Source organism: Nocardioides sp. B129/18 (genome assembly GCF_055282735.1).
Map to the genome: position 1 here is coordinate 1 of NZ_JBUZJI010000010.1, position 24,910 is coordinate 24,910.

Consider the following 24,910-nt stretch of genomic DNA (forward strand, 5'->3'; position numbering starts at 1 on the left):
CGGCGCCGCGCCCGCCGTGCCCGCCGCCGCGGGCGCCGCCGACATGCCCGTGCCCCAGATCCCCGCCGGAGCGCCGACCGGCGTCCCCGCCGCCTACGACAACGTGACGTCGCTGGCCGGGCGCCGCGGCATCGAGATGCTCCACGGCGTCGAGATGGAGGTCACCGTCGAGCTCGGCCGCACCCGGATGCCCGTCCGCGAGCTGCTCGCCCTGGCGCCCGGCGCGGTCATCGCGCTCGACCGTGCCGCCGGCAGCCCCGCCGACCTGCTCGTCAACGGGCGGCTCATCGCCCGCGGCGAGGTGGTCGTCGTCGACGAGGACTTCGGGCTGCGCATCACCGAGATCCTCGACCAGCAGGCCCTGGCCTGAGGCGCGGGGACCCACGACCATGACCGAGCTCGCACTCCGGATGGTGGCCTCCCTGGCCGTCGTCGTCGGCCTCCTCCTGCTGGCCGCGCGGCTGGCCGGACGCCGCTTCCGCTCCGGGTCCGACGCCGAGATCCAGGTGCTCCAGCGCCAGTCGATCAGCCGGGGCTCCCAGATCGCCGTCGTGCAGGTGCGCGACCGCGTCCTCGTGCTCGGCAGCACCGAGCAGCAGGTCGCCCTGCTCACCAGCTTCGACGCCGACTCCGCCGCCGCCCAGGACGACCACGACGGCGACCACGACGGGGACCACGACGGGGACCAGCCCCGCGAGGACGACGCCGCCCCGCTGGCCGACGTCGTCCCGCTCAGCCTGGTGCCCGCCGCTCCGTCGGGCGACGCCCAGGCCTTCGAGGCGCTCCTCGCCGCGGCCGCCGCCGAGGTGGCCGAGCCCGTCGCGCCGCAGCCCGTCCCGCTGCCCCCGGGCCGCACCATCACCACCGACCCGTTCGGTCCGCGCATCCCCGGGCGTCACCGCGCCCCGGCGCCCCGCGAGGGCCTGGCCGACGACGCCGTCGCCGTCGCGCCCGTGCTCCCCGCCCCGGTCGCCCCGGCCGTCCCCGCGCCCGAGATCGACCCCGCCGTCGCCCTCCTCGGCGAGCTCGACGGCCGCGCGGCGCTCATGGACCTGCTGCTCGGCGCGGCCGACGCCCCGCTCACCACGGCCGCTCGGGCCGAGATCGAGCCCGCCGCGCCTGCGAAGGCTGCCAAGCCCGGCCGGCGCGAGCGCGCCGAGGCCAAGCGCGAGGCCGCGATCCTCAAGCGCGCCCAGAGGATCCTGGCCGCCGAGCAGGCCGCCGCCCCCGCGCCCCGCACCGCCCCCACGACCAGCACGACCACCCCCCGCACGACCACCCCCCGCACGACCACCCCTGCCCCCCGCACCGGGACCGCACCCGCCGCCTCCGACGACTCGCGTCTGGCCGGCTCCGTGCTCTCCCCGCAGACCTGGCGGCAGGCCTACCAGGCCCTCACCGGACGGGCGTCCTGAGGTGATCGCGCGCTCGCGGCGCGCGCTCGTGCTCCTCGGCCTCCTCCTCGGCCTCATGGTGGCGGTCCTGCTCGGCGGGATCGGCCCGGCCAGCGCCGCCCCGGCGCAGGCCCCGGCGTCGGCCGTCGTCCTCACCGCGGCGGTGCCGGCCGCCCCGGAGACCCCGCGGCCCGCGGACCCGTCCGGCCCGAGCGGCCCCAGCGGCCCGACGAGCGGCTCCAGCGACGGCTCGGTGACCATCGACGTCGGCAGCCTCAGCGACAAGCCCAGCCAGTCGATCGTCCTGCTGATCACCCTGACGCTGCTCTCGCTGGCGCCGGCGATCCTGCTGACCTGCACCAGCTTCACCAAGATCCTCGTGGTGCTCGGCCTGACCCGCAACGCGCTCGGCCTCCAGCAGACCCCGCCGAACCAGGTGCTCGCCGGCCTCGCGCTGTTCCTCAGCCTGTTCATCATGGCGCCGGTCCTCAGCCAGATGAACGACGACGGCGTCCAGCCCTACCTGAACGGCGACAAGACCTCGTCCCAGGCCTTCGACGACGGCCTGAAGCCGCTGCGCTCGTTCATGCTCGACAACACCGACGACAAGGAGCTGACGCTCCTCACCAACGTCGCCCACCGCGAGCAGCCCAAGACCCGCGACGACGTCGCGATGACCACGCTCGTGCCCGCGTTCATCCTTAGCGAGCTGAAGGACGCGTTCATCATCGGGTTCATCATCTTCATCCCCTTCCTCGTCATCGACATCGTCGTGAGCGGGGCGCTGATGGCGCTGGGCATGATGATGATGCCGCCGGTGATGGTCTCGCTCCCCTTCAAGCTCCTCCTCTTCGTGCTCGTCGACGGATGGGGCCTGGTCATCAAGGCCCTCGTCGAGAGCTACAACACCTAGCGCCGGAGGCCTCGATGACCGACAACGCCGTGGTGCAGATCGCCCTGCACACGATGATGGTGGCGCTGCAGCTCTCCGCGCCGATCCTGCTCACCGCCCTGGCCGTGGGCTTCGCGATCTCGCTGTTCCAGGCGATGACGCAGATCCAGGAGTTCACCCTGGCCTTCGTGCCGAAGGTCGTCGCCGTGGGCGTCGCCCTGCTGGTGAGCGGCAACTGGATGCTGCACACGATGATCTCCTTCACCCAGGAGCTCTTCGACATGATCCCGTCCCTGCTGGCCTGAGCGCCGCCGTCCGACCGAGACCTCCATGACCCTGACCTTCGCGGGACAGCCGCTGCTCGCCTTCCTGCTGGCGGCCGTCCGCATCATCGCCTGGCTGGCCGTCGTGCCGCCGTTCAGCACCCGCGCGGTGCCGGCGATGGCGAAGGTGACCCTGGGGCTCGGCCTGGCGTTCGCGGTGGCCCCGCTGCTGGCGGGCTCCACGATGCCGACGACGACGCCCACCCTGGCGATGACGGTGCTCACCGAGACCTTCATCGGCGTCGCGATGGGCTTCCTCACCGCGCTGCTCTTCCAGGCGGTCTCCGCGGCCGGCTCGCTCATCGACGTCTTCGGCGGCTTCGCGCTGGCCCAGGGCTTCGACCCGCTCGGCATGCAGATGAACACCGTCTTCGGGAAGTTCCACCAGATGCTGGCGACGATGCTGCTCTTCGCCACCGGCGGCCACCTGCTGGTGATCGGCGGCCTGCTGCGCACCTTCGAGCTGATGCCGATCGGCGACACCCCGAGCATCGACGGCTCCTCGGACCTGCTGACCCGCGCGTTCGGCGTCTTCTTCACCACCACCGTGCAGATCGCGCTGCCGATGATCGCGGTGCTCTTCGTCGTCGACCTCGGCCTGGCGCTGATGACGAAGATCGCGCCCCAGCTCAACGCCATCAACGTCATGTTCCCGGCCAAGATCGGCCTGACGCTGCTGCTCGTCGGCCTCTGCTTCCCGGTGCTCCCCACCGTCATCGACCACCTCACCGACCTGTCGCTGGAGCTCATGGCGACCTTCTCCGGAGCCTGAGGGGGTGCACCGATGAGCGAGGAGAAGACCGAGAAGCCCACTCCCAAGCGCCGCAAGGAGGCGCGCAAGGAGGGCCAGGTCGCCCGTACGCAGGAGCTCGGCCCGTGGATGGCGCTCGCGCTGGTGGCGCTCGCGCTGCCGCCGCTGATCTCCCGCGAGGCCCGCTCGCTGGCGGACCTGATGCGCGCGAGCCTGCAGGCGCTGGAGGACCCCAGCGTCGCCGTCGCCACCCAGCTGCTCGTGCACGGCGCCGGCCAGGCGGCCCTGGCGATCCTGGTGCTGGGCTCGGTCGTGATGCTCATCAGCGTCGGCGGCACCCTGGCCCAGGGCGGGTTCTACGTCGCCACGAAGTCGGTGAAGCCGAGCCTGAAGAAGCTGAGCCTGCTGCAGGGCGCCAAGCGGCTCTTCGGTCCGCACGCCCTGTGGGAGGGCGCCAAGACCCTCCTCAAGACCACCGCCGTCGGCCTGCTCGCCTGGTCGACGGTGCGCAGCGTCATGCCGATGCTCGGCGGTCTCGCGCCGATGGACGTCGTCATCGAGGCCGGCGGCCAGCGCGCCCTCGGCATGCTGCGCAACGTCGCGGTCGCGGGTCTCCTGCTCGCCGCCGTCGACTACGCCTTCCAGCGGCGCCGGATCGGCAAGCAGACCCGGATGAGCAAGGACGAGGTCAAGCAGGAGCACAAGCAGGCCGAGGGCGACCCGATGCTCAAGGGCGCGATCCGCGCCCGCCAGCTCGCCGCCAGCCGCAACCGGATGATGGCCGACGTCCCGCAGGCCGACGTCGTCCTGGTCAACCCGACGCACGTGGCCGTCGCGCTGCGCTACGAGGCCGAGCGCGGCGCGCCGGTCGTGGTCGCCCGCGGCGCCGGCGTCGTCGCCGCCCGCATCCGCGAGCTGGCCGGCGAGCACGACGTCCCACTGGTGCAGGACGTCCCGCTCGCCCGCGCCCTCTACGTCTCCTGCGAGGTCGGCACCGAGATCCCGCCGCAGCTCTTCGCCGCCGTCGCGCAGATCCTCGCCTTCGTCATCGCCCGCCGCACCCAGGGCGCCCGCGGCGGCTCGCACCGCAGCCCGCGTCCGCTCGACGAGCTCCCCGACGTGCCCACCCGGGGACGCCGTCGCGCGATCCCCGCGGCCGCCACCGAGCCGGCCTGAGGCTTCTCCTCAGATCGAGCCCCGCGCGGCCGATCAGGGCCCTGACGCAAGGAGTGCGTCGATTCGCCACGGACGGCCGGATCCAGAACGGACGGACCTCGCGTGGCTCTCAAGCGCCTGACCCAGCTCGGCGTGCCGGTCGGCATCGTCTTCATCGTGGTGATGCTGGTCATCCCGCTCCCCTCGATGGTGCTCGACCTCCTGATCGCGCTCAACATCACCGGCGCGCTGCTGGTGCTGCTCACGGCGATGTTCGTGACCAAGCCGCTGGAGTTCGCCTCGTTCCCCGCGATCCTGCTGGTGATGACGCTGTTCCGCCTCGCGCTCAACGTCTCGGCCACCCGCCTGGTGCTCATCGACGGCTACGCCGGCAAGGTCATCGACACCTTCGGCCACTTCGTCGTCGGCGGCTCGCTCATCGTCGGCCTGATCATCTTCGCGATCCTGCTGATCATCCAGTTCGTCGTCATCACCAACGGCGCCGGCCGCGTCGCCGAGGTCGGCGCGCGCTTCACCCTCGACGCGATGCCCGGCAAGCAGATGGCCATCGACGCCGACCTCAACTCCGGCCTCATCGACGAGGACGAGGCCCGTCGCCGCCGCAAGGAGGTGCACGCCGAGGCCGACTTCTACGGCTCGATGGACGGTGCCTCGAAGTTCGTCAAGGGCGACGCGATCGCCGCCATCATCATCACGCTGGTCAACCTCGTCGGCGGGTTCGCCGTCGGCATGGTCCAGCGCGGCATGGCGCCCGGCGACGCCGTCAACACCTACTCGCTGCTCTCCGTCGGCGACGGCCTGGTCTCCCAGATCCCCGCCCTGCTGCTCTCGGTGGCCACTGGCCTGGTCGTCACCCGCTCGGCGGGCGACTCCGACATGGGCTCCGACATCGTCCGCCAGCTCACCGCGCAGCGGCTCCCGATGCGCATCGCCGGCTTCGGCGCGATGGGCCTGTGCCTCATCCCCGGCCTGCCGAAGATCCCCTTCCTGCTGGCCGGCGGCTCGCTGCTGCTGCTCTCCACCCGCGTCGAGCAGCGCGACGCCGCCGCCGAGCAGGCCGAGGCCGCCACCGCCGCGGCCCTCCTGCCCTCGCCCGACCGGCCCGACCAGCTGGCCGAGGAGATCCAGGTCGACCCGCTCGGCCTCGAGCTCTCCGCCGACATCGTCGACCTCGTCGACGTCTCGTCGGGCGGCGACCTGCTCGAGCGCGTCAAGGCGCTGCGCCGCAAGGTCGCCACCGAGCTCGGCGTCGTCCTGCCGCTGGTGCGCACCCGCGACAACATCGACCTGCCCAGCCGCACCTACGCCATCAAGCTCTTCGACATCGAGGTCGCCCGCGGCGAGGCGCCTCCGGGCACCGTGCTGGCCATCGGCGACTTCCTCGGCTCGCTGCCCGGCGAGCCCACCCAGGAGCCGGTCTTCGGCCTGCAGGCCAAGTGGATCCCCGCCGAGCTGCGCCACCAGGCCGAGCTCTCCGGCGCCACCGTCGTCGACCGCTCGGCGGTCATCACCACGCACCTCGCCGAGGTCGTCACGCGGCACGCCGCCCGGCTGCTCGGTCGCGAGGACGTGCGGCTGCTCACCGACGTCATCAAGCGCAGCCACCCCAACGTCGTCGAGGAGCTCACCCCGGCGCACCTCTCCCTCGGCGAGGTGCAGCGGGTCCTCCAGCAGCTGCTGGAGGAGGAGATCTCGATCCGCAACCTCGTGCGCATCTACGAGGCGCTCTCGCTGCGCGCGGCCACCACCAAGGACCTCGACGCGCTCGTCGAGGCCGCTCGCGCCGCCCTCGGCCCGGCGGTCGTCGCCCCGCACGTCGTCGACGGCGTCGTGCACGTCATCTCCTTCGACCCGCAGTTCGAGCAGCGGATGCTGGAGTCGATGCGCGCCGGCGAGCAGGGCTCGGTGATCGTGCTCGACCCCGTGACGCTCCAGAGCGTCGTCGGCGGCCTGGCCCAGCTGCTCGTGGAGGCCGAGAACCGCAACCTGCGCCCGATCCTGGTGTGCGCGCCCCAGCTGCGCGCCGCCGTGCGACGCCTCGTGCGCCCGGCCATCGAGCGGCTGCACGTGCTGTCCTACTCCGAGCTCGCCGGCACCGCCCAGGTGCGCTCGGCCGGCGTCGTCACCGGCGAGCGGGCGATGGAGCCGGTGCGATGAGGATCCTCTCCGCGCCCGTGCTCGCGGTCTCCGCGCTGGTCACCTCGCCCATGCTCTGGCAGGGCCTGGTCACCGGCGAGCGCGCGCTCGAGCCGGTGCTGGAGCGCTACCTGGTGGTGCTCGTCGGCGTCTGGCTGGCGCTCTCGGTGCTGGAGATGATGGTCGGCGAGCCGCCGCGTCCACCCCAGGCCGACGACGGCGCGGGAGCCTCGGGATCGCCCGGAGACACGGAACGGCCCGCAGGCTCGACATTCGGATGAGCGCCTGCCCCGGTGGACGATCCGGGGCGCCTGCGGGCCGGGTGGCCACTGGTGGATTCGCCAGCAGCGGATGCTGCGGGCTGCTAGCGAGCAGCCACCTCACGCGTCCGATCAGAAATCATTCTGCGGATCACCTCCTTTCCCGTGTCCTGAGAGCGTAGGTCGCTCGTCGGCGGCGCTCAACGGGTTATCCGCGGGTGGGTCGTCCCGCCGTCCGCTCGGGCCGAGAGGCGCACCTGGCAGAGCGGTCGTCCGGGCCGCCCACTCCCTGACGCCAGTCGGCTCACCGGATCTCGACGAGCTCGATCACCATCAGACCCCGGTGGTCGAGCCTGTCGAGACCCCCGCACACGCAGCAGTGCCGCAACGCACGCGCGCCCGCCACCCGGGTGGGTGACGGGCGCGGACGCGGCGGGCTCAGGTCAGCTGGCGCACTTGGCGATGTCGGAGCCGAGGTCGGTGAGGACCTTCTCCTCCTTGGAGGAGCCCTTGTAGTTGTCATCGCCCTTGACGAAGGCGTTGAGGGCCTTGTCGGAGAGGTCGGAGTCGACGAGGGCGCCGGCGATGCAGTCGCGCTGCTTGTCGGTGAAGTTCTTGATGGCCTCCTCGTCGCCGAGCACCGACTTGCCGGACTTGATGGAGTCGGCGACCTCGCTCTTGGTGGGGCGGTCGTCGCCGCCACCGCAGGCGGAGACGGAGAAGGTGAGGGCGAGGGCGGCCAGCGCGGCACCGAGGGGGCGGGCGATCCGGGCGGTGGTCATGGGGTACTCCTCGAGATGGGGTCCGCCGGCGCGAACGCGTCGACCTCGGCACCCTAGGGCGCCTCTCCCACCAGAGCCAAAGGGCCCGTGACGTGGCTCACCCGGGTCGCTACGCTCCGATGCTGTGAACAGTCGTACTCGGAACCGTCTGCGCCGCCACGATCGCTCCGCGATCTCCCGCCACCGTCTCCTGTCCGTCGCCGGCGCGCTCGTGGGCGTCGCCGCCTCGCTGGTCGCCGTCGGCGCCACCGCCCCCGCGAACGCCGCGCCCGCCCCCAGCGGCCCCGCGCTCTCGGTGCCGGTGGCCACCCTCGACGCCGCCGTCACCTGCCGCGGCGACCTCGCCGGGGCCTCCCAGGCCCCGGTGCTGCTCGTGCCGGGCACCACCCTCACCGCGAACCTCAACTTCTCCTGGAACTACGAGAAGGTCTTCACCGCCCAGGGCCGCCCCTGGTGCGCCGTCGACCTCCCGGCCAGTGGGATGCAGGACATCCAGGTCGCCGCCGAGTACGTCACGCGGGCGATCCGCACGACCTACGCGAAGGCCGGCGAGCGTCGCATCGACGTCCTCGGCTTCAGCCAGGGCGGCATGGTGCCGCGGTGGTCGCTGAAGTACTGGCCCGACACCCGCCAGCTCGTCGACGACCTCGTCAGCCTCGACGCCTCCAACCACGGCACGGCGTCCGCGATCCCGGTCTGCCTGCTCACCTGCGCCCCGTCGATCTGGCAGCAGAAGGTCGGCTCGAACTTCCTCGGCGCCTTGAACAGCGGGCCGGAGACCTGGGCGGGCATCAGCTACACGCAGATCTACACCGCCACCGACGAGGTCGTGTTCCCGAACTTCGACCCCGTGGCCAGCAGCCCGCTGACCACCGGCGACGGCGACATCCGCAACGTCCTGGTCCAGTCGATCTGCCCGGTGCACATCTCCGAGCACCTCTCGATGGGCACCACCGACCCCGTCGGCTACGCCCTGGCCATCGACGCCCTCGACAACCCCGGCACGGCGAACCCCGCGCGCATCTCGCGCTCGGTGTGCCTGCAGGCGTTCTTCCCCGGCGTCGACCCGCTCCTGGCGCCGGTGAACCTCGCCCGCGTCACGGCCGAGGCCGGGCGCCAGCTGCTGCTGGCCCCCAAGGTCGCCCGCGAGCCCGCCCTGGCGGCGTACGCGCGCTGATCCCCCGTCCCCGGGCCCGGTCCCGTCGAGCGCTGCGTCGACGGGGCCGGGTCCGTCCGCGTCCGGGGGCTCAGGCCCGGACGACGTCGAGCCCGAGGAAAGCACCGAGCCCGTCGAGCGCCGCGTCGACGGCCTCGACCTCCTGCGGCGTCCAGACGATCGGCCCGTCGGCGTCGCGGTGCACCGCGTGGACGCGGAGCAGCCCGGCCCTGCGGTCGGCCGCGGCGTCGACCTTGCCGATCAGCCGGTCACCGCAGAGCACCGGCAGCGCCCAGTAGCCCCATTGGCGGCGCGCCGCCGGCTGGTACATCTCCAGCCGATACTCGAAGCCGAACAGCTCGCGGGCACGCACCCGGTCCATCACAAGGCGGTCCAGCGGGCTGAGCAGGGCCACGGCCAGCGGCTCGACGTCGGGTGCGTCGAGGGCCTGCGGGTCGACCCGCCACTGACCCGCGACCCCCTCGACGACGGCCGCCTCCCCCGCGGAACCGACGTGGTCGGGCTCCCCCGGGGTCAGCGGACGCTGCGCCCGCGCGATGCCGAGCGAGGCGAGCCGACGGCGGTCGCGCTCGCGCAGCGCCTCCTCGAGCGCGATGGGCTCGACGTCGGGGTGCACCCGCTCGGCGAGGTCGACCAGCCGGTCGCGTCCGCGCCGTCCGGCCACGGCCAGCTCGCCGCGGCGCAGCAGCATCTCGACGAGCTGCTGGACGTCCTTGCCGTCGGTCCAGCCGCTCGAGCGCCACGGCCGGGCGCACCGGACGTCGAGGTCGCGCGGACGGGTGGGTCCGTCCGCGGCGAGCTGGGCGAGGATGCCGCGGTGCGCCTCGGCGTTGGCCTCCACCCACGCCACGCGCTGACGCTGCCACTCCGTGGGCTCCGGCCCCGGCCAGGCGGCCATCTCCGCGGCGTACAGGGCGAGGTCCTCCGCCGGCCGCCAGAAGCCGTGCAGGTCGAGCACCTCGCGCAGGTCGACGACGTCGTCGAGATCGCCCTCAGCGTGGTCGGCCACCCGGGCCCGGAGCACCAGGTCGGCGCTGCGGGCGACGGCGGTGGTCAGGTCGATCTGCACGCCGGCCAGGTGGCGCAGCGTCGGGAGCAGCCCATGGCTCGGGGCGTCGCCCAGCAGCTGGGCGCGCACCGCGACGCGGCGGGCGTCGGTCCGCGAGAGGCGGTGCACCCGACCCGACCCCGTGCGCCCCGCCGCGATCTCAGCCGCGATATCAGCCGCGACCGATCGCCCGGCCGGCGTTGCGGCCGGAGAAGATGCAGCCGCCGAGGAAGGTGCCCTCGAGCGCGTTGTAGCCGTGGACGCCGCCACCGCCGAAGCCGGCCGCCTCGCCGGCCGCGAACAGCCCGGGGACGGGGGCGTCGTCGGCGCCGATGACCCGGCTGTCGAGGTCGGTCTGCAGGCCGCCGAGGGTCTTGCGGGAGAGGATGTTGAGGCGCACCGCGATGAGCGGGCCGTGCTCGGGGTCGAGGATCCGGTGCGGCTTGGCGACGCGGACGATCTTGTCGGTGCGCGAGCGGCGGGCGTTCGCGATCGTCATGAGCTGGACGTCCTTGCTGAAGGAGTTCTCCAGCTCGCGGTCGCGCGCGACGATCTGCCGCTCGATCTCGTCGAGCTCGAGCTCGGGGCCGCGGGCCAGCTTGTTCATGCCGGCGACGAGGTCGGCGAGGGTGTCGGCGACGACGAAGTCCTCGCCGTGCTGCTTGAACGCCTCCACCGGCGGCGGGGCGCCCTTGGCGGTGCGGGTCTTGAGGAGGAGCCTGAGGTCCTTCTCGGTGAGGTCGGGGTTCTGCTCGGAGCCGGAGAGCGCGAACTCCTTCTCGATGATGGTCTGGGTGAGCACGAACCAGGAGTAGTCGTGCCCGGTGGCGAGGATCTGCGTCATCGCGCCGATGGAGTCCGCGCCCGGCACGCCGGACATGCCGCGCAGCCGCCGGCCCTCGGCGTCGAACCACATCGAGCTCGGGCCGGGGAGGATGCGGATGGCGTGGTCGGGCCAGATGGGGTCCCAGTTGTGGATGCCCTCGGTGTAGGCCCACATGCGGTCGCGGTTGACGATGCGGCCGCCGGCCGCCTCGGTGATCGCCAGCATCCGGCCGTCGACGTGCGCCGGGACGCCGGAGATGAGGTGCTGCGGGGCCGGGCCGACACGGTCGGTGGGCCAGTTGCGGCGGATCAGCTCGTGGTTGTGGCCGATGCCGCCGGAGGAGACGACGACGGCGTCGGCGCGGTGCTCGAACTCGCCGACCCCCTGCCGCGAGGTCTTCACGCCGCGGGCGGCGTCGGTGGGCTCGAGCACGGTGCCGCGGACGCCGACCACGGCGCCGCCCTCGACGATCAGCTCGTCGACCTGGTGGCGGAAGGCGAAGGTGACCAGCCCGCGGCTCTCGGCGTCGAGCACCGAGGGCAGGAAGGCGTCGACGACGCCGGGTCCGGTGCCCCAGGTGAGGTGGAAGCGGGGCACGGAGTTGCCGTGGCCGGTGGCCGAGCCGTCGCCGCGCTCGGCCCAGCCGACCATCGGGATGCTGCGCAGGCCCAGCGCGCGCAGGTAGGAGCGCTTCTCCCCGGCGGCGAAGCCGACGTAGGCCTCCGCCCAGCGCCGCGCCCAGGAGTCCTCGTCGTCGAGCCGGTCGAAGGCGGCCGAGCCCTGCCAGTCCTGCCAGGCGAGGTCGTAGGAGTCCTTGATGCCCATGCGGCGCTGCTCGGGGCTGTCGACGAAGAACAGCCCGCCGAGCGACCAGAACGCCTGGCCGCCGAGGTTCGCGCGGTTCTCCTGGTCGATCACCAGCACCCGGCGTCCGGCCAGGGCGGCCTCGTGGGTGGCCACCAGGCCGGCCAGTCCGGCGCCGACGACGATGGCGTCGTATCGCTGTGCGCTCACGGTGCTCTCCTCACGTCCTGAACGCCCGTCGTTGCCCGGACGCCCCCGGAGTCCGACTCTGCCACGGACCGCGACCGAAACCCGCACGAAACCAGCCCCCGGTCCGCGGCCGCTAGCGTCGCGGCGTGCCCCTGCTGCTGCGTGACGCCCTGGCCCTGTGGGACGTGGACGGGGAGTCCGCCGGCGACCTCGAGGTGGCCGACGGCTCCGAGGCCCGCACCGAGCTCGACGTCAGCGGCTGCGTCGTGACGCCGGGCCTGGTCAACGCCCACCACCACCTGCTGCAGAGCGGGTTCCGGACGCTGCCCGGCACCCGCGGCGTGCCGATGGCGCAGTGGCTGCCGACGATGGCCGCGGCCTACGGCGCCGCCGGCATCGACCCGGCGCTGGTGGCGGCGACGGCGGCCGTCGGCGTCGCGGAGGGGCTGCTGTGCGGGGTCACCACGGTGGCCGACCATCACCTCAGCTGGCCGCAGGACGCCTCGGTGGAGGGCACCGTCGAGATCGCGCAGGCGATCGCGGACGCCGCCCGCACCCTGGGCTCCCGGCTGGTCTACGTGCGCGGCTCGGCGCGCGACGACGCCGCCCGGGCGGCCGCCTCGGCCGACGCGATCGCGCGGGCGCTGGTGCCGCACGGCGGCGTCACCGACGACGGCCTGCTGCAGGTCGCGGTCGGTCCGGCCGGCGTGCACAGCGACGGCGAGGAGACCTTCGCGGCGCTCGGCGAGGTGGCCCGCGCGCACGGGCTGCGGCGTCGCACCCAGGCCAACGAGCAGGTCGACGTCGCGATCGCATGGGAGCGGCACGGCCGCCGGCCGCTGGAGCTGCTCGACGCCTGGGGCTGGCTGGCGCCCGACGTCACCCTCGCCCACCTCGTCGACCTCACCGCCGAGGAGATCGCGCTGCTGGCCGAGCGCGGCGTCACCGGCACCCACGCGCCGGGCTGCGACGTGCCGATGGGCTGGGGCGTCGCGCCGGTCGCGGCGCTGCTCGAGGCCGGCGTGACGATGGGCCTGGGCACCAGCGGCGGCGGCTCCAACGACGCCGGCCACCTGCTCGCCGACGCCCGGCTGGCGATGCAGGTCTCGGCCCTCGTCGGGCCTCAGCTGCCGGCGCGGACGGTGCTCGCGCTGGCCACCGCGGGCGGCGCGGCCGGCCTCGGACGCCCCGAGCTCGGGCGGCTGAGCGGCGGGGACCTCGCGGTCTGGGACGTCTCGGGCGTCGCGGACGCCGGCGTCGCGGATCCCGTCGCCGGCCTGCTGTGGGCCTCCCCCGGACGCCGGCCGCGGCACGTCGTCGTCGGCGGCCGGGTGGTGGTGCGCGACGGCGTCCTGCTCACCGCCGACGAGCGCGAGCTGACGGCCCGGCTGGCGGCCCGGCTGGGCTCTAGTGCGTCGCCATCCCGCCGGTGACGTTGAGGGCCTGCCCGGTCATGTAGCCGCCCTCGGCGGAGGCGAGGAACAGCACCAGCCCGGCGACGTCGTCGGTGGTGCCGAGCCGGCCCAGCGGCGAGAGCGCCGACCAGCGGCGGACGTCCTCCTCGCTGCGGTGCTCAGCACCCATCGCGGTGGGCACGTAGCCCGGGCACACGGCGTTGACGGTGATGCCGTGGCAGCCCCACTCCAGCGCGGCCACCCGGCTGAGCGCGACGACGGCGGCCTTGCTGGCGGCGTAGGCGGCCTCGGCGGCGCCGCCCTGCTTGGCAGCCATGCTGGCGATGTTGACGATGCGCCCGGGCAGGCCCGCGCGCAGCATGTGGGCGCCGGCCGCGCGGGTGAGCAGGAAGGTGCCGCGGGCGTTGACGTCCTGCACCCGCTGCCAGTCGGCGAGGCTGGTCTCCACCAGCGGCGCGCGCAGGTGGACGCCGGCGGAGTTCACGACGATCGGCACCGCCCCGAGCCGGGCGACGGCGGCGTCGAAGCCCCGCACGAGCGAGTCCTCGCAGGCCAGGTCGGCCTCCACCGCGCCGTCGAGCGCCGCCGTGCAGGCGGGCGCGACGCGGTCGAGCACCACGACGCGGGCGCCCTCGGCGGCGAACCGCTCGGCGATGCGGGCGCCGATGCCGCTGCTGCCGCCCGCGACGACCACGCCGGCGTCGGCGAAGCGGTTCACGCCCCCGGCTCCGGGGCGCGGACGGGCTGACGGAACCGCGCGATCTCGTCGAGCGCCTCCAGACCCGTGGCGATGCCGGCCTCGAAGAGCGCGCGGCCCGCCTCGGCGGTGGCGCCGGTGGGATCGCCGATGACCCCGGAGGGCCCGAAGTCGTCGGAGAGCCAGCCGAAGGTGACCGGGCGGCCGTTGAACCCGAGGTGGCGGTACTCCGCGACCTCCTCGGGGACGCTGCGGGCGAAGTGCTCGGGCCGCACGAGGTCGGGGCGCAGGTGCATGACGATCGACGTCTCGGCCCAGCCGCCGTGGATGCCCAGGCCGAGCTCGTCGGGCGCGGTGGGGCCCATGCTGGTGCCGCTGCCGGCGCCGGCGGGCACCGGCAGGGCGCCCATGGTGAAGACCTGCAGGCCGAAGCGGCGTCGCAGCTCGCGGTTGGCCACCTGCAGCAGCGCGACGTTGCCGCCGTGGCCGTTGACGAACACCAGCCGCCGGGCGGGGGTCGTGGCCACCGAGCGGCCGAGGTCGACGAGCGTCTCGAGCAGGGTGGTGGCGGTGAGCCACAGCGTGCCCGAGGCCCAGTGGTGCTCGTCGGACTTGCCGAGGGAGAGCGTCGGCATGATCCAGGCGTCGAGGCCGGCGTCGACGGCCTGCGGCACCAGCGCGTGCACGGCCGCCTCGGCCATGAGGGCGTCGGTGACCAGCGGCAGGTGCGGGCCGTGGTGCTCGATGGCGCCGATGGGCACCAGCAGCAGGGAGTCGGGGGTGAGGACCTCACGGGTCTGCGGACCGGTGAGCTCGGCGAGATGACGGGTCACGGGAGGCTCCTGACGCGTCGCACGCCCTGGGCCCAGCGCGGGCCCGGGGCGTGCGACGTCATGCGCTGACGGTGTCGGGGATCGGCGGCGAGGTCAGTTCGGCAGACCGATCGAGGGGTCGACGAACTCGTTGGTGTAGAGGTCCTCGACCTTCAGACCCGGCTTCACGTCGGTGCCCAGCTTGGTGAACACGCCGTTGGCCTTCTCGAAGAAGCTGCTCATGCGGGCGTCGTCGAAGTCGCCGAGCGCCAAGTTGTCGGCGTTGCCGACCAGCTTGTCGTCGATCATCGTCTTCACCGCGTAGTCGGCCACGCCCTGGCTGTAGGTCCAGCCGGTGTTGTACTGCTTGACCAGCTCGAGGATGAGGTCGTTGGCCTTCTTCGGGTCGGCGAAGTAGTCGACCTCAGCCTGCTGCAGCACCGGCGTCAGGGCCTTGAGGCAGCCCGAGAGCGAGTCGAAGTCGGCGCTGCGCACGGCCATCGACGACTGGTAGGGGTTCCAGCCGGCGTCGGAGACCAGGGCGTACTTCACCGGCTTGGCCCACTTCTTGATCTCGTTCTCGTAGATGTAGGGCTCGGCGGAGGCGAAGCCCTGCTGCATGTCCTTGCCGCCGGCGGCGACGAAGTTCGCAGGAGTGCCGTCGTAGCTGGAGTCCTGGTTCTTCTTGTCGACGTAGCCGGCGTCGGCCAGGTACTCCTGGTAGGCCGAGCCCGCGAAGTAGCGCCACACGCCGCCGCTCTTGGCCAGGGCGTCCTTGATGTCGTCGATGCCCTGGACGTCGGGGTAGGTGGCCGGGTCCCACATGACCATGATCGGGCTGAGGTCGAGCGGGGCGAAGAACGCCTTGGTGGGCGTCTTGGCGGAGTTCGCGATCTGGTCGTCGGTGGTGACGTAGCCCATCGTGATCGACTTGTCGGTGTACATCTGCGCCGCGACGCCGGTGTAGCCGATGGCCGGGCCGCCGGCGCGCACCTCGAGCTTGACGCCGGTGGACTCGCCGCCGGAGTAGAGCGTGCCCGACACCGACTTCTTGCCGGCGTCGATGACCGCGTCGTCGCCGAACATCTCGTAGAGGTGGCCGTGCTCGGACTCGGGGTTCCAGTCGGTCTGCACCACGATCGTCGAGGGGCAGCCGGCCGCCTTGAGGTCGACGGCGTCCTTGCCGGTGGCCGCGGCGGCCGCCGGCGCGTCGCTGCCGGAGTCGGAGCCGCAGGCCGCCAGGAGCGTGGCCGACAGCGCCAGCGCGCCGACGGAGGCGAGGAGGCGACGAGGAGTTGAGGACATGGACGGTCTCGCTCTCTGCTGCAGGGTGTGGGGTTCCCGAGAGGGCCGGGGACGGCGACGGCGGCGTCGTCCGGCGAGGTCTAGGACGCGGACTCGTACCAGCGGCCGACGACCAGCCGCGAGAGCAGGCCGAAGATCGCGAACACCGCGATGCCCAGGCCGGCGGCGACGAAGATCGCGGCGAAGAGGTAGCTGTAGTCGAGGGTGCGGGCGTAGGTCTGCAGGAGCGCGCCGAGGCCGGGCGTCCCACGCTGGAAGAAGAAGTCGCCGACGATCGCGCCCACCACCGCCAGGCCCGCGGAGGTGCGCAGGCCCACGAACACCGACGGCAGCGCCGCGGGGAAGGTCAGCTTGGCCAGCACGGTGAGGCGTCCCGCCTTCTGCAGGCGGAAGAGCTCCATCTGGGAGCGGTCCACCGACTGCAGGCCGAAGAGCGTGTTGGCCACCATCGGGAACAGCGCGATCATGACGGTGACGACGACGCGGGCCTTGAACTCGTAGCCGAACCAGACGCCGATGAGCGGCACGATCGCGAGGATCGGGATGGTCTGCAGGAGCACGGCGTAGGGGTAGAAGGAGCGCTCGATCCAGCGGGCCGAGGCCATGCCGACCGCCCACACGATGCCGATGCCGGCGGCGATCGCCAGGCCGGTGATCGTGACCTTGGTGGTCTGCACGAGCGCGTCGAGGATCTGCTGGCGCACGATGGCGTCGCCGAAGCCGTCGCGCAGCACCTCGTCGAGGGTCGGGACGAGGAAGCCGTTGGTGCCCAGGGCCGCGTGCACGGCGTACCAGACCCCGACGATGCCGGCGAACACCAGCAGGGGCGGCAGCAGGCTGACGGCGCGCCGCGCGATCCCGGCCAGCGGACGCCGGCCCTCCGCGCGACGACGCGGTCCGGCGACGGCGTCGGCCGGCATCTCGACCGGCATCTCGGGGGTGACGGTCTCGGCCACGGCGCTCACCGGTGTCCCTCCCGCAGCGCGTGGGAGACCTCGCCCACCAGCGCCGCGAACTCGGCGGTGTAGCGGATCTCGGGGTCGCGCGGCATGGCGAAGGGCACGTCGAAGGTGCGCACGATCGCGCCCGGACGTCCCGACATCACCACGACCTTGGTGGAGAGGTACACCGCCTCCGACACCGAGTGCGTGATGAACATGCCGGCGAACTGCTGCTCGACGAAGAGCCGCAGGAGCTCGTCGTTGAGGCGTTCGCGGGTGATCTCGTCGAGCGCGCCGAAGGGCTCGTCGAAGAGGAACAGCTCGGGGTCGAGCGTCAGCGAGCGGGCCAGCGAGGCCCGCATCCGCATGCCGCCGGAGAGCTGCTTGGGCAGGTGCCTCTCGAAGCCCTTGAGGCCGACGAGCTCGATGGCGTCCTGGGCGGCCTTGCGGCGGCCGGCCTTGGTCATGCCGTTGAGCTCGGCGAGCAGCTCGACGTTGCCGAGCACGTCGCGCCAGGCCAGCAGGGTGGCGTCCTGGAAGACGTAGCCGATGCGGTCGGTGTTGACGGTGACCTGCCCCTCGCTGGCCTTCTCCAGGCCCGAGGCGATGCGCAGCAGCGTCGACTTGCCGCAGCCGGAGGGGCCGACGACGGTGACGAACTCGCCGCGTCGCACGTTGATGTCGACGCCCGAGAGCGCGACCGTCCCGTTCGGGAAGCGCATCGCGACGTCGCGGAAGTCGATGAGGGTGCCGGGCGGCGCGGCCGTCGCGGCGGGTGCCGCGGGGGCGCTGACGGGAGTGGTGACCACGGTTCTCGCTCTCCGGGTGGGGCGACTGGGCTCTTGCTCGGGCTGGCTCTGGGCTCGTGCTGGGCTGCGGTCGTGACGCTACGGACGCCGTATTTCGGCGCCGTGTCACCGCCGTGAACGTCGATTGCATCGGGTCGCGGCCGGTGAATCGTTCGTTTCAGGCCGGCCAGCCCTGGGCCCGCGCCAGCGGCAGCAGGGCCTCGCGCACCCGCACCGAGGCCTCGGCGGCGAGGGGGTTGGTCGAGACTCCGTCGGCCGCGACGAGCTGCCCGCCGACGTAGGTGGCCTTGAGGTTGCGCAGCCCACAGGCCAGCACGTAGCTGCGCACCGGGTGCCACAGCGGACCGATGTCGGGACGCATCGGGTCGACGACGACGAAGTCGGCCTGCTTGCCGACCTCCAGCGAGCCGACGCGGTCGTCGACGCCCAGCAGGCGGGCGCCGTCGAGCGTGTGCAGGCGCAGCACCGTCTCCGGCATCATGTCCAGCGGCCGGCCGGTCTCGCCGCGCACGAGGAACATGCCCATCCGCATGTTCTGCCAGGGGTCGGCGATGTCGGTGCAGGCCTGGTCGTCGAGGCCCATCCCCACCGTCATCCCCATCTCCAGCATCTGCGGCACCTTCGCGGTGCCCGAGGCCAGGCGGCCGTTGGAGGACGGCTGCCACGACATGCCCGCTCCCCCGGCCGCCGCGGCGGCGATGATCTCGGGGGTGGTCTGGATGAAGTGGCCGAAGATCATGCCCGGGCCGAGCGCGCCGGCCTGCTCGTAGCGCGCGAACTTCGAGCGCTGGTGCTCGACGGCCTCGCGGGTCTCCAGGAAGTGCGCCTGGTTGATCAGCCCGAAGCGACGCATCGCCTCGACCTCCAGCTCGGCGCCGTCGGGCCGATTCGACCACTGGACGCTGCCGCTCACCGCGCCGCCGAGGGCCAGCAGCGGGTCGGCCTTGCGCAGGTGGTCGACGACCTCCTCGAGCCGCTCGAGGACCTCCTCGGAGGTGCCGACGGCGTCGTCCATCGGCGTGGAGTTCACGAACCGCAGGCCGGCGTCGACCTTCGCGTCGATCTGGCGCAGCTGGTAGTCGACCGGTCGCAGCCGGTCGCTCTCCTGGCGCACCCCCGCGATCATCGGCTCCCACGGGATGCGGGGGTCGGTGAAGTCGTAGGCGGTGGTGACGCCGTTGGCGAGGAAGTCCAGCGAGCCGTGCAGCGTCGTCCAGTAGACGTCCTCGGCGCTGGCGTGGCGGATCAGGCCGAGCATGGAGTCGCACCAGCCGTAGAGGGTCTCGCTGACGCCGAGGCCGCGCGAGGCGCTGGTGAACAGGTGGCTGTGGGTGGAGACGAAGCCGGGCGCGACGAAGGAGCCGTCGACGTCGAGCACCTCGCTCGCGGCGGCCGCGTGCTCCGCGGGCGGGTCGCCGGCGCCGAGCTCGACGATGACGCCGTCGTCGACGAGCATCCAGCCGCGCTCGACGTGGCCGAGGTCCTCCGCGCCCGCGGCGACGGTGATCAGGCGGGCGTTGCGGACGAGGAGACTGCTCATGGGCACCCCTGGGGTGTCGGGCGGCGTGGCCGCGTGGGTTCGGCATGGGTGGACCGGGAGCCGGGGCTCAGGGCGTGCGCACCTGCTCCTTGACGACGAGGAGGGCGTAGGGCGCGCCGTCGGCCGAGCGCCACCGGTGGGCGACGCCGCCGGGCAGCGACGCGGAGTCGCCGGGCGCCAGGCGCTCGGCGCGGCCGTCGAGCTCGATCTCCATCGCGCCGGCGAGCAGGTAGACCCACTCGTGCTCGGCGTGGGCGAACACGGCGCCGTAGGCGGTGTTCTCCGCGCGCACCTCCAGCGCACGGAACGGCCCGGCGCCGCCGAGCAGCACCCGCGCGGTGCCGTCGAGGCCGTACGGGCCGACGCGTCCGGCGTCGGCGGGCAGCACCTGCGCGGCCTCGGCGGGCGCGGCGTGGACGCCGGCGTCGAAGGTGAGCAGCTCGACCTGGCTGGTGCCCAGCGCGTGGGCGATCCGCTCCAGCGACGCCAGGCTCGGGCGGGTCAGGCCGCGCTCGAGCTGGCTGAGGAACGGGTGGGAGAGGTGGGCGCTCCCGGCCAGCTGCACGAGGGTCATCCCGCGGGCCCGGCGCAGCGCGCGGATGCGCTCGCCGACCTGGTCGGAGGCACGGTCGACGGCACGGTCGGCGGGCGCGGAGACCGGCGTCATGGGCACCTCCCTCGGCGTGCTCTGGGGCTCGGCAGCGTCACCGTAGAACGGCGATCGGGCCGGGAGACCAGGCGTAACGGGCTCGCAACGAAGACGTCATCGACGAGGAATCGGGCCCGCCTAGCGTCGGCGATGTTGATGGCACCAACAGGCTCGAGGAGGTCCCGCGTGACGCCGTCCGGCTCGCTCCCACCCCCGCTGCCACGGCGGATCGAGGTGCTGCGCCACGCCACGCTGCGCGAGGGCGGCACCGCCGACGTGGTGCTCGAGGGCGAGGTCGTCGCCGCCGTGCTGCCGGCCGGCTCCGCGCCCGCCGCGAGCACCCCCGACGCCGAGCTCGACCTCACCGGCTTCACCCTGCTCACCGCCCCGGCCGAGCCGCACGCCCACCTCGACAAGGCCGGCAGCTGGGACCTCATCGAGCCGCCGATGGGCGACCTCGACCGCGCCGTCGACTCCTGGGTGGCCTACACCGCCACGATCACCGAGGAGGATGTCGCGACCCGGGCCCGCGCGCAGGTGCTGCGCATGGTGGCTCAGGGCACGACCGCGATCCGCAGCCACGTCGACCTCCAGCGGCACGCCGATCCGCTGTGCGGGGTGCGGGCGCTGGTGCGGGTGCGCGAGGAGCTGGCCGACCTCGTCGACCTCCAGCTCGTCGCGCTGGGCCACGAGCACGCCTCCGACGCCTGCTACGAGGAGGCCATGGCGCTCGGCGTCGACCTCGTGGGCGGCGCTCCGCACATGGCCGAGGACCCCCTCGGCGAGATGCACCGCCAGCTCTCCATCGCCGAGCGGCTCGGCGCCCCGGTGGACCTGCACACCGACGAGTCGCTCCACGGCCCGGTGACGATCCTCGAGCTCGCCCGTCGCGTGCGCGACTGGACGCAGCCGGTGACCGCCGGCCACTGCGTGCGGCTGGGCACGATGGAGCCCGAGGAGCTCGCGGAGGTCGTCGAGGCGCTCGTCGCCGCCGACCTCGGCATCGTCAGCCTGCCCATCACCAACCTCTACCTGCAGGGCTGGGAGCACCCGGTCTCGACGCCGCGCGGCCTCACCGCGCTGCGCGCCCTCCTCGACGCCGGGGTGCGCGTCGGCGCGGGCGCCGACAACGTCCGCGACCCCTTCAACCCCGTGGGCCGCAGCGACGCCCTCGAGACGGCGTCGCTGCTGGTGACCGCGGGCCACCTCACCCTCGACGAGGCGCTCGACGCGATCACCGACGGCGCCCGCTCGGTGATGTCGCTGCCCGAGGCCGGCCCGCGTCCCGGCGCCGCCGCCGAGCTGCTCGCCGTGCGCGGCACCCGGCCCGGCGCGGTCGTCGCCGAGGCCAGCCCCGACCGCTTCGTCCTCCACCGCGGCCGCCTCGTCGCCGCCAGCCGTGTCCAGCTCGACCTCGCCGTGCCGTCGAAGGGAACCCCATGACCGTCCTGCCCGCGATCGACGCCGACCGCGTCACCGCCCTCGCCGCCGAGCTGCGCGACCTGCTCGGCCCCGACGCCGTCTCCGACGAGGAGTCGGTGCTGGAGCGCGCCTCCGTCGACGGCTCCGCGATGTCGCCGGTGATCAAGGACCTCCTGCCGCTGGGCCGGGCGCAGCTGGTGGCCCACCCGACGACGGCCGAGGAGATCGCGGTGGTCGTCGGCGCGGCGGTGCGCCACGGCGTCCCCGTGACCCCGCGCGGCAAGGGCACCGGCAACTACGGCCAGGCCATCCCGATGTCGGGCGGTCTGGTGCTCGACATGTCGCGGGCCCGCACGATCGTCGAGGTCGGCGACGGCATCATCACCGCCGACGCCGGGGCACCGCTGCTCTCGCTGGAGAAGGCCGCGCAGCGCTCGGGCCAGCAGGTGCTGATGTACCCCTCCACCGTGCAGTCGAGCATCGGCGGCTTCGTCTCCGGCGGCTCCGGCGGCACCGGCTCGATCAAGCACGGCATGCTGCACACCGGCTACGTCACCGCGCTCGACGTCGTCCACGCCGTGCCGGACGCGACCCTGGTGCACCTCGAGGGCGCCGCCACCGAGCCGTACCTGCACAACTACGGCACCGCCGGCATCATCGCCCGCGTCTCGGTGCGGCTGGAGCCCCTGCAGGACTGGCGCGCGTTCTACGCCAGCTTCGAGGACTTCCACGACGCCTTCGACCTCGTGCGGCCCCTCGTCGCCCTCGACCCGACGCCGCGCCTGGTCTCCGCCGACCTCCCCCGCGTCACCGCCGCGCTCCCGCCCGACGACGCGCTGCCCGAGGGCCGCGCGAGCCTGCGCGCCATCCTCGACGCCGCCACCGTCGCCGAGGCCACCGCGCTCGTGGAGGCCGCCGGCGGACGCGTCGAGGCGGTGCGCGAGGGCCTGCAGCAGTCGGCGCGACTCTCGACGCTGAGCTACAACCACCCCGTGGAGTGGATGATGCGCTCCACCGACGAGCGCTGGTTCCACGTCGAGGTCGGCGGCGACGCGCTCATCGACCGCATCGACGAGGTGCACCGGGTCTACCCCGGCGCGATGCTGCACCTCGAGGGCCAGAACGGCCGGCCCATCGGCATGCTCATGGCGCCCTACACCGGCGCCGACGACGTGTGGGCCGGCTTCGAGCGGCTCACCGCGCTCGGCGTCGGGTTCCACAACCCGCACCAGTGGTACGTCGACTACGAGCCCGACCGCAGCCGCGCGCTGGCCCGCAGCACCGACCCCGACGGGCTGCTCAACCCCGGCAAGCTCGTCGAGCCGCACGTGCCGACCTCCGGCCCGGCCGACGTCACGCCCGTGCTGCCGTGAGCGATCCCGAGACCGATCCCTGGCCCGATCCCTGGCCCGTGCTGCTCGACTGGCTGCCGGGCGACCACGAGCCCGAGCGTCCGCTGATGACGCTGGCCACCGTCGACCCCGACGGCTGGCCCAACGCCCGCACGGTGCTGCTCAGCTCGATCGACGAGCGGGGGCCGACCTTCCACGCCGACGCTCGCTCGGCCAAGATCGCCGAGGCCGACGCGTCGGGCCGGGCCGCGCTCACCGTGCACCTGCCCGCGCAGGCGCGACAGGTCGTCGTCCAGGGCACCGTGGAGCCGCAGACCCGGGCGGAGGAGCAGGACGCCTACGCCCGGCGCTCGCGCTACCTGCAGGTGCTGGCCTGGCTCAACACCCCCGAGCTCGCGGTCCGCCCGGAGGCCGAGCGGGTGGCCGCCTGGGCCCGCTTCGAGGCCGAGCACCCCACGCTCGAGGCGCCGCCCACCTGGACCGGACGCCGGGTGCGCCCCGAGCGGATCGTCCTGTGGACCGGGAGGCCCGACGCGTGCAGCCGTCGGGTGGCCTACTTGCGCGACGTCGACGGCTGGCGGGTCGAGGTCCGTGCCGGCTGAGGTGCTCGACGCGGCAGTGCACGCGGCCACGGCCGCCTGCCCGAAGTCGATGGTGCACGGGCCGTGCGGCGGCGTCGGGCTCGACGGCACCTGCGAGGTGGCGCCCACGCCCTGCCCGTTCGTGCCGCTGACGCCGACCCGCTGGGCCGGTGAGCGGCCCGCCGCCCCGCGGCACGCCGGCGCCGAGGAGACCCGGGCCCTGCTCGCGACGCGGCCGATCGTCGTCGTCGATCTGCCGGCGGCGCCGCTCTCGGCGGCCTCGATCGCCGCGTGCGGGCAGGTGCTCCGCGGCCGGGTCGACGCCGTCCTGGCCGGCGACTCCGGCGAGGCGCGCGTCCAGCTGCCGCCGGCCTATCGGGCCCACCTGCTGCGCGAGGCCGGGCTGCGCACCTGGACCGGGCTCAACTGCCGCGACCGCAACCGGGTGGCCCTGGAGGGCGAGCTGGCCGGGCTCGCCGACGTCGGGGTGGCCGGCGTCCACTGCGTCACCGGCGACCACACCGCCACCGGTCACCGACCCGACGCGCAGCCGGTCTTCGACCTCGACAGCACCGCGCTGGCGGCCCTCGCCCGCGCGGCCGGGCACCTGGTCTCGGTGGCGGAGTCGCCCGTCGCTCCCCCGGTGGCGCAGCGCGCGGCCCGGCTGCGGGAGAAGGAGCGCGCCGGCGCCGACCTGTGCTTCGTCAACCACTGCGGCGGGGTCGAGGCGGTGGCCGCGTTCGCCGACGACGTGCGACGCGCCGGCGTCGGCCTGGGCCTGGTGGCGTGCGTGCCGATCGTGCTCGACGCCGGCTCGGCCGCGGTGATGCGCTCCTTCCCGACCTCGCCGATGCCGCCGGGCTACGCCGAGCGGATCCTCGCCGCCGGACCCGACCCGGCGGCGACGCGGCGGGCCGGCGTCGCAGCCGCGATCGCGCTCGGGCGCGACCTGCTCGACCTCGGCCTGGCGGGGGTGAACCTCTCCGGCGGCCCGGCGCCGGGCGAGGAGCTGGCGTACGCGGAGTCGGTGGCGCAGATCGCCGAGGCGCTGGTGGGCTGAGCCCGGCGCAGGGGCTGTCGCCGGGCCGCGGCGGATGCCAGAGTGATCGGCATGCGCCCCACCGCTGCACTCGGAGCCGTGCCCGCCCCTGCCGCCGAGTCGCCGCCGCCGGTCGCGGCCGGCGCCTGGGTGGTCGGCCTCTGCTCGGTGGCCCTGCAGCTCGTGGCGCTGGCCGACCGCGGCACCACCGAGCTGAACGTGGGGACGCCGATCAGCATGGTCCTCGGCGCGCTGATCGTCGGCTGGTTCTCCTCCGGCGTCGTGCGCGGCCGCACCGGCCGCACCGTCGTCGTCGCGATCCTGGTGACGCTGGCGCTCGCCGCGAGCGCGGCCGGCGTCGAGGGACCGCTCGACGTCCTCGACCTGGTGCTGATGATCGGCGTGCTCGCCGGGCTGCTCGCCGTCCGGTTCTCCTCGATCACCGCGTGGTGGCGCGCGCACCCCGACGCCGGCCGCGCACCGCTGCGGGGCGTGCTGCTCCTCGCGGTGGTGGCCGGCGCCCTCGGCGGCCTGGTGGCTCCCGCCGAGTCCGGGATGTTCCTCTCCGGGCGCCTCTGAGGGGATCCCTC

General features: G+C 73.7%; 25 protein-coding genes. 15 read left to right on the top strand and 10 right to left on the bottom strand.

The genetic code is table 11. From position 1 onward, the window contains the following. The 8 genes from fliN to ACZDWJ_RS09275 form a co-directional block, all read left to right on the top strand. Window positions 1-370 (top strand): flagellar motor switch protein FliN (gene fliN / locus ACZDWJ_RS09240; protein ID WP_463520658.1); only part of this gene is annotated, 370 nt, incomplete at its 5' end. A gap of 19 nt (window positions 371-389) precedes the next feature. Continuing rightward, the gene (locus ACZDWJ_RS09245; protein ID WP_463520659.1) at window positions 390-1,415 is read left to right on the top strand and encodes a flagellar biosynthetic protein FliO; all 1,026 of its coding nucleotides are present in this window, start codon (window positions 390-392) and stop codon (window positions 1,413-1,415) included. 1 nt (window position 1,416) lies between these two features. After that, complete coding sequence (fliP, locus tag ACZDWJ_RS09250; protein ID WP_463520660.1) at window positions 1,417-2,307, top strand: flagellar type III secretion system pore protein FliP; 891 nt, start codon at window positions 1,417-1,419, stop codon at window positions 2,305-2,307. A gap of 14 nt (window positions 2,308-2,321) precedes the next feature. Continuing rightward, window positions 2,322-2,591 (top strand): flagellar biosynthesis protein FliQ, encoded by a 270-nt coding sequence (fliQ, locus tag ACZDWJ_RS09255; RefSeq protein WP_463520661.1) that lies wholly within the window; start codon window positions 2,322-2,324, stop codon window positions 2,589-2,591. Between the two features lie 25 nt (window positions 2,592-2,616). Beyond that, window positions 2,617-3,381: a flagellar biosynthetic protein FliR gene (locus ACZDWJ_RS09260; protein WP_463520662.1), complete on the top strand. Its 765-nt coding sequence runs from the start codon at window positions 2,617-2,619 to the stop codon at window positions 3,379-3,381. A gap of 12 nt (window positions 3,382-3,393) precedes the next feature. Next, window positions 3,394-4,536 (top strand): EscU/YscU/HrcU family type III secretion system export apparatus switch protein, encoded by a 1,143-nt coding sequence (locus tag ACZDWJ_RS09265; RefSeq protein ID WP_463520663.1) that lies wholly within the window; start codon window positions 3,394-3,396, stop codon window positions 4,534-4,536. A 102-nt stretch (window positions 4,537-4,638) separates the two neighbouring features. Beyond that, complete coding sequence (gene flhA, locus ACZDWJ_RS09270) at window positions 4,639-6,693, top strand: flagellar biosynthesis protein FlhA (protein WP_463520664.1); 2,055 nt, start codon at window positions 4,639-4,641, stop codon at window positions 6,691-6,693. Continuing rightward, window positions 6,690-6,953 carry a hypothetical protein gene (locus tag ACZDWJ_RS09275; RefSeq protein ID WP_463520665.1) on the top strand — a complete coding sequence of 88 codons (264 nt, stop codon included), beginning with the start codon at window positions 6,690-6,692 and terminating at the stop codon, window positions 6,951-6,953. Before flhA ends, ACZDWJ_RS09275 begins: the two co-directional genes overlap by 4 nt. 422 nt (window positions 6,954-7,375) lie before the next feature. On the opposite strand, the gene ACZDWJ_RS09280 is transcribed toward ACZDWJ_RS09275, so the two are convergent. Then, window positions 7,376-7,714 (bottom strand): hypothetical protein, encoded by a 339-nt coding sequence (locus ACZDWJ_RS09280; RefSeq protein WP_463520666.1) that lies wholly within the window; start codon window positions 7,712-7,714, stop codon window positions 7,376-7,378. Between the two features lie 124 nt (window positions 7,715-7,838). Between ACZDWJ_RS09280 and ACZDWJ_RS09285 the strand changes: the two genes are divergently transcribed. Beyond that, the gene (locus ACZDWJ_RS09285) at window positions 7,839-8,891 is read left to right on the top strand and encodes an esterase/lipase family protein (RefSeq protein WP_463520667.1); all 1,053 of its coding nucleotides are present in this window, start codon (window positions 7,839-7,841) and stop codon (window positions 8,889-8,891) included. A gap of 70 nt (window positions 8,892-8,961) precedes the next feature. On the opposite strand, the gene ACZDWJ_RS09290 is transcribed toward ACZDWJ_RS09285, so the two are convergent. After that, window positions 8,962-10,068 carry a DNA glycosylase AlkZ-like family protein gene (locus tag ACZDWJ_RS09290; RefSeq protein ID WP_463520668.1) on the bottom strand — a complete coding sequence of 369 codons (1,107 nt, stop codon included), beginning with the start codon at window positions 10,066-10,068 and terminating at the stop codon, window positions 8,962-8,964. 43 nt (window positions 10,069-10,111) lie between these two features. After that, on the bottom strand, window positions 10,112-11,779 hold the full coding sequence (locus ACZDWJ_RS09295; protein WP_463520669.1) for an FAD-binding dehydrogenase: 1,668 nt from the start codon (window positions 11,777-11,779) through the stop codon (window positions 10,112-10,114). 125 nt (window positions 11,780-11,904) lie between these two features. Here ACZDWJ_RS09295 and ACZDWJ_RS09300 point away from each other — a divergent pair, with 125 nt between their 5' ends. Further along, the gene (locus ACZDWJ_RS09300; RefSeq protein ID WP_463520670.1) at window positions 11,905-13,191 is read left to right on the top strand and encodes an amidohydrolase family protein; all 1,287 of its coding nucleotides are present in this window, start codon (window positions 11,905-11,907) and stop codon (window positions 13,189-13,191) included. Here ACZDWJ_RS09300 and ACZDWJ_RS09305 read toward each other — a convergent pair. From ACZDWJ_RS09305 to ACZDWJ_RS09335, 7 genes are all read right to left on the bottom strand, one after another. Beyond that, window positions 13,166-13,891: an SDR family NAD(P)-dependent oxidoreductase gene (locus tag ACZDWJ_RS09305; protein WP_463520671.1), complete on the bottom strand. Its 726-nt coding sequence runs from the start codon at window positions 13,889-13,891 to the stop codon at window positions 13,166-13,168. The genes ACZDWJ_RS09300 and ACZDWJ_RS09305 overlap by 26 nt on opposite strands. Next, on the bottom strand, window positions 13,888-14,703 hold the full coding sequence (locus tag ACZDWJ_RS09310) for a creatininase family protein (protein ID WP_463520672.1): 816 nt from the start codon (window positions 14,701-14,703) through the stop codon (window positions 13,888-13,890). Before ACZDWJ_RS09310 ends, ACZDWJ_RS09305 begins: the two co-directional genes overlap by 4 nt. A 93-nt stretch (window positions 14,704-14,796) precedes the next feature. After that, window positions 14,797-15,987 (bottom strand): ABC transporter substrate-binding protein, encoded by a 1,191-nt coding sequence (locus tag ACZDWJ_RS09315; RefSeq protein WP_463520673.1) that lies wholly within the window; start codon window positions 15,985-15,987, stop codon window positions 14,797-14,799. An 80-nt stretch (window positions 15,988-16,067) separates the two neighbouring features. After that, the gene (locus ACZDWJ_RS09320; protein WP_463520674.1) at window positions 16,068-16,952 is read right to left on the bottom strand and encodes an ABC transporter permease; all 885 of its coding nucleotides are present in this window, start codon (window positions 16,950-16,952) and stop codon (window positions 16,068-16,070) included. Then, window positions 16,949-17,737, bottom strand: a complete 789-nt coding sequence (locus ACZDWJ_RS09325) for an ABC transporter ATP-binding protein (protein ID WP_463520675.1) — start codon at window positions 17,735-17,737, stop codon at window positions 16,949-16,951. The genes ACZDWJ_RS09320 and ACZDWJ_RS09325 overlap by 4 nt, the downstream gene beginning before the upstream one ends. Window positions 17,738-17,894: 157 nt before the next feature. Beyond that, entirely contained in the window at window positions 17,895-19,277 is a 1,383-nt protein-coding gene (locus ACZDWJ_RS09330) for an amidohydrolase family protein (RefSeq protein ID WP_463520676.1), read from the bottom strand. A gap of 67 nt (window positions 19,278-19,344) precedes the next feature. Next, the gene (locus ACZDWJ_RS09335; RefSeq protein ID WP_463520677.1) at window positions 19,345-19,944 is read right to left on the bottom strand and encodes a helix-turn-helix domain-containing protein; all 600 of its coding nucleotides are present in this window, start codon (window positions 19,942-19,944) and stop codon (window positions 19,345-19,347) included. A gap of 168 nt (window positions 19,945-20,112) precedes the next feature. On the opposite strand from ACZDWJ_RS09335, the gene ACZDWJ_RS09340 reads away from it, so the two are divergent. The 5 genes from ACZDWJ_RS09340 to ACZDWJ_RS09360 are packed head-to-tail and all read left to right on the top strand — an operon-like array spanning window position 20,113 to window position 24,899. Further along, the gene (locus ACZDWJ_RS09340; protein ID WP_463520678.1) at window positions 20,113-21,369 is read left to right on the top strand and encodes an amidohydrolase family protein; all 1,257 of its coding nucleotides are present in this window, start codon (window positions 20,113-20,115) and stop codon (window positions 21,367-21,369) included. Further along, complete coding sequence (locus ACZDWJ_RS09345) at window positions 21,366-22,721, top strand: FAD-binding oxidoreductase (RefSeq protein WP_463520679.1); 1,356 nt, start codon at window positions 21,366-21,368, stop codon at window positions 22,719-22,721. Before ACZDWJ_RS09340 ends, ACZDWJ_RS09345 begins: the two co-directional genes overlap by 4 nt. Then, window positions 22,718-23,302, top strand: a complete 585-nt coding sequence (locus tag ACZDWJ_RS09350) for a pyridoxine/pyridoxamine 5'-phosphate oxidase (protein WP_463520680.1) — start codon at window positions 22,718-22,720, stop codon at window positions 23,300-23,302. Before ACZDWJ_RS09345 ends, ACZDWJ_RS09350 begins: the two co-directional genes overlap by 4 nt. Continuing rightward, window positions 23,292-24,341, top strand: coding sequence for a methylenetetrahydrofolate reductase (locus ACZDWJ_RS09355; protein ID WP_463520681.1), 1,050 nt, complete (start codon window positions 23,292-23,294; stop codon window positions 24,339-24,341). Before ACZDWJ_RS09350 ends, ACZDWJ_RS09355 begins: the two co-directional genes overlap by 11 nt. A 51-nt stretch (window positions 24,342-24,392) precedes the next feature. Further along, the gene (locus ACZDWJ_RS09360; protein ID WP_463520682.1) at window positions 24,393-24,899 is read left to right on the top strand and encodes a hypothetical protein; all 507 of its coding nucleotides are present in this window, start codon (window positions 24,393-24,395) and stop codon (window positions 24,897-24,899) included. The last annotated feature ends 11 nt before the right edge of the window (window positions 24,900-24,910 follow it).

Bases quoted from the DNA above. Each gene is read 5' to 3' on its own strand.
- ACZDWJ_RS09245 (WP_463520659.1), top strand. From the start codon at position 390: ATGACCGAGCTCGCACTCCGGATGGTGGCCTCCCTGGCCGTCGTCGTC.
- fliQ (WP_463520661.1), top strand. From the start codon at position 2,322: ATGACCGACAACGCCGTGGTGCAGATCGCCCTGCACACGATGATGGTG.
- ACZDWJ_RS09260 (WP_463520662.1), top strand. From the start codon at position 2,617: ATGACCCTGACCTTCGCGGGACAGCCGCTGCTCGCCTTCCTGCTGGCG.
- ACZDWJ_RS09265 (WP_463520663.1), top strand. From the start codon at position 3,394: ATGAGCGAGGAGAAGACCGAGAAGCCCACTCCCAAGCGCCGCAAGGAG.
- ACZDWJ_RS09275 (WP_463520665.1), top strand. From the start codon at position 6,690: ATGAGGATCCTCTCCGCGCCCGTGCTCGCGGTCTCCGCGCTGGTCACC.
- ACZDWJ_RS09280 (WP_463520666.1), bottom strand. From the start codon at position 7,714: ATGACCACCGCCCGGATCGCCCGCCCCCTCGGTGCCGCGCTGGCCGCC.
- ACZDWJ_RS09315 (WP_463520673.1), bottom strand. From the start codon at position 15,987: ATGTCCTCAACTCCTCGTCGCCTCCTCGCCTCCGTCGGCGCGCTGGCG.
- ACZDWJ_RS09330 (WP_463520676.1), bottom strand. From the start codon at position 19,277: ATGAGCAGTCTCCTCGTCCGCAACGCCCGCCTGATCACCGTCGCCGCG.
- ACZDWJ_RS09335 (WP_463520677.1), bottom strand. From the start codon at position 19,944: ATGACGCCGGTCTCCGCGCCCGCCGACCGTGCCGTCGACCGTGCCTCC.
- ACZDWJ_RS09345 (WP_463520679.1), top strand. From the start codon at position 21,366: ATGACCGTCCTGCCCGCGATCGACGCCGACCGCGTCACCGCCCTCGCC.
- ACZDWJ_RS09360 (WP_463520682.1), top strand. From the start codon at position 24,393: ATGCGCCCCACCGCTGCACTCGGAGCCGTGCCCGCCCCTGCCGCCGAG.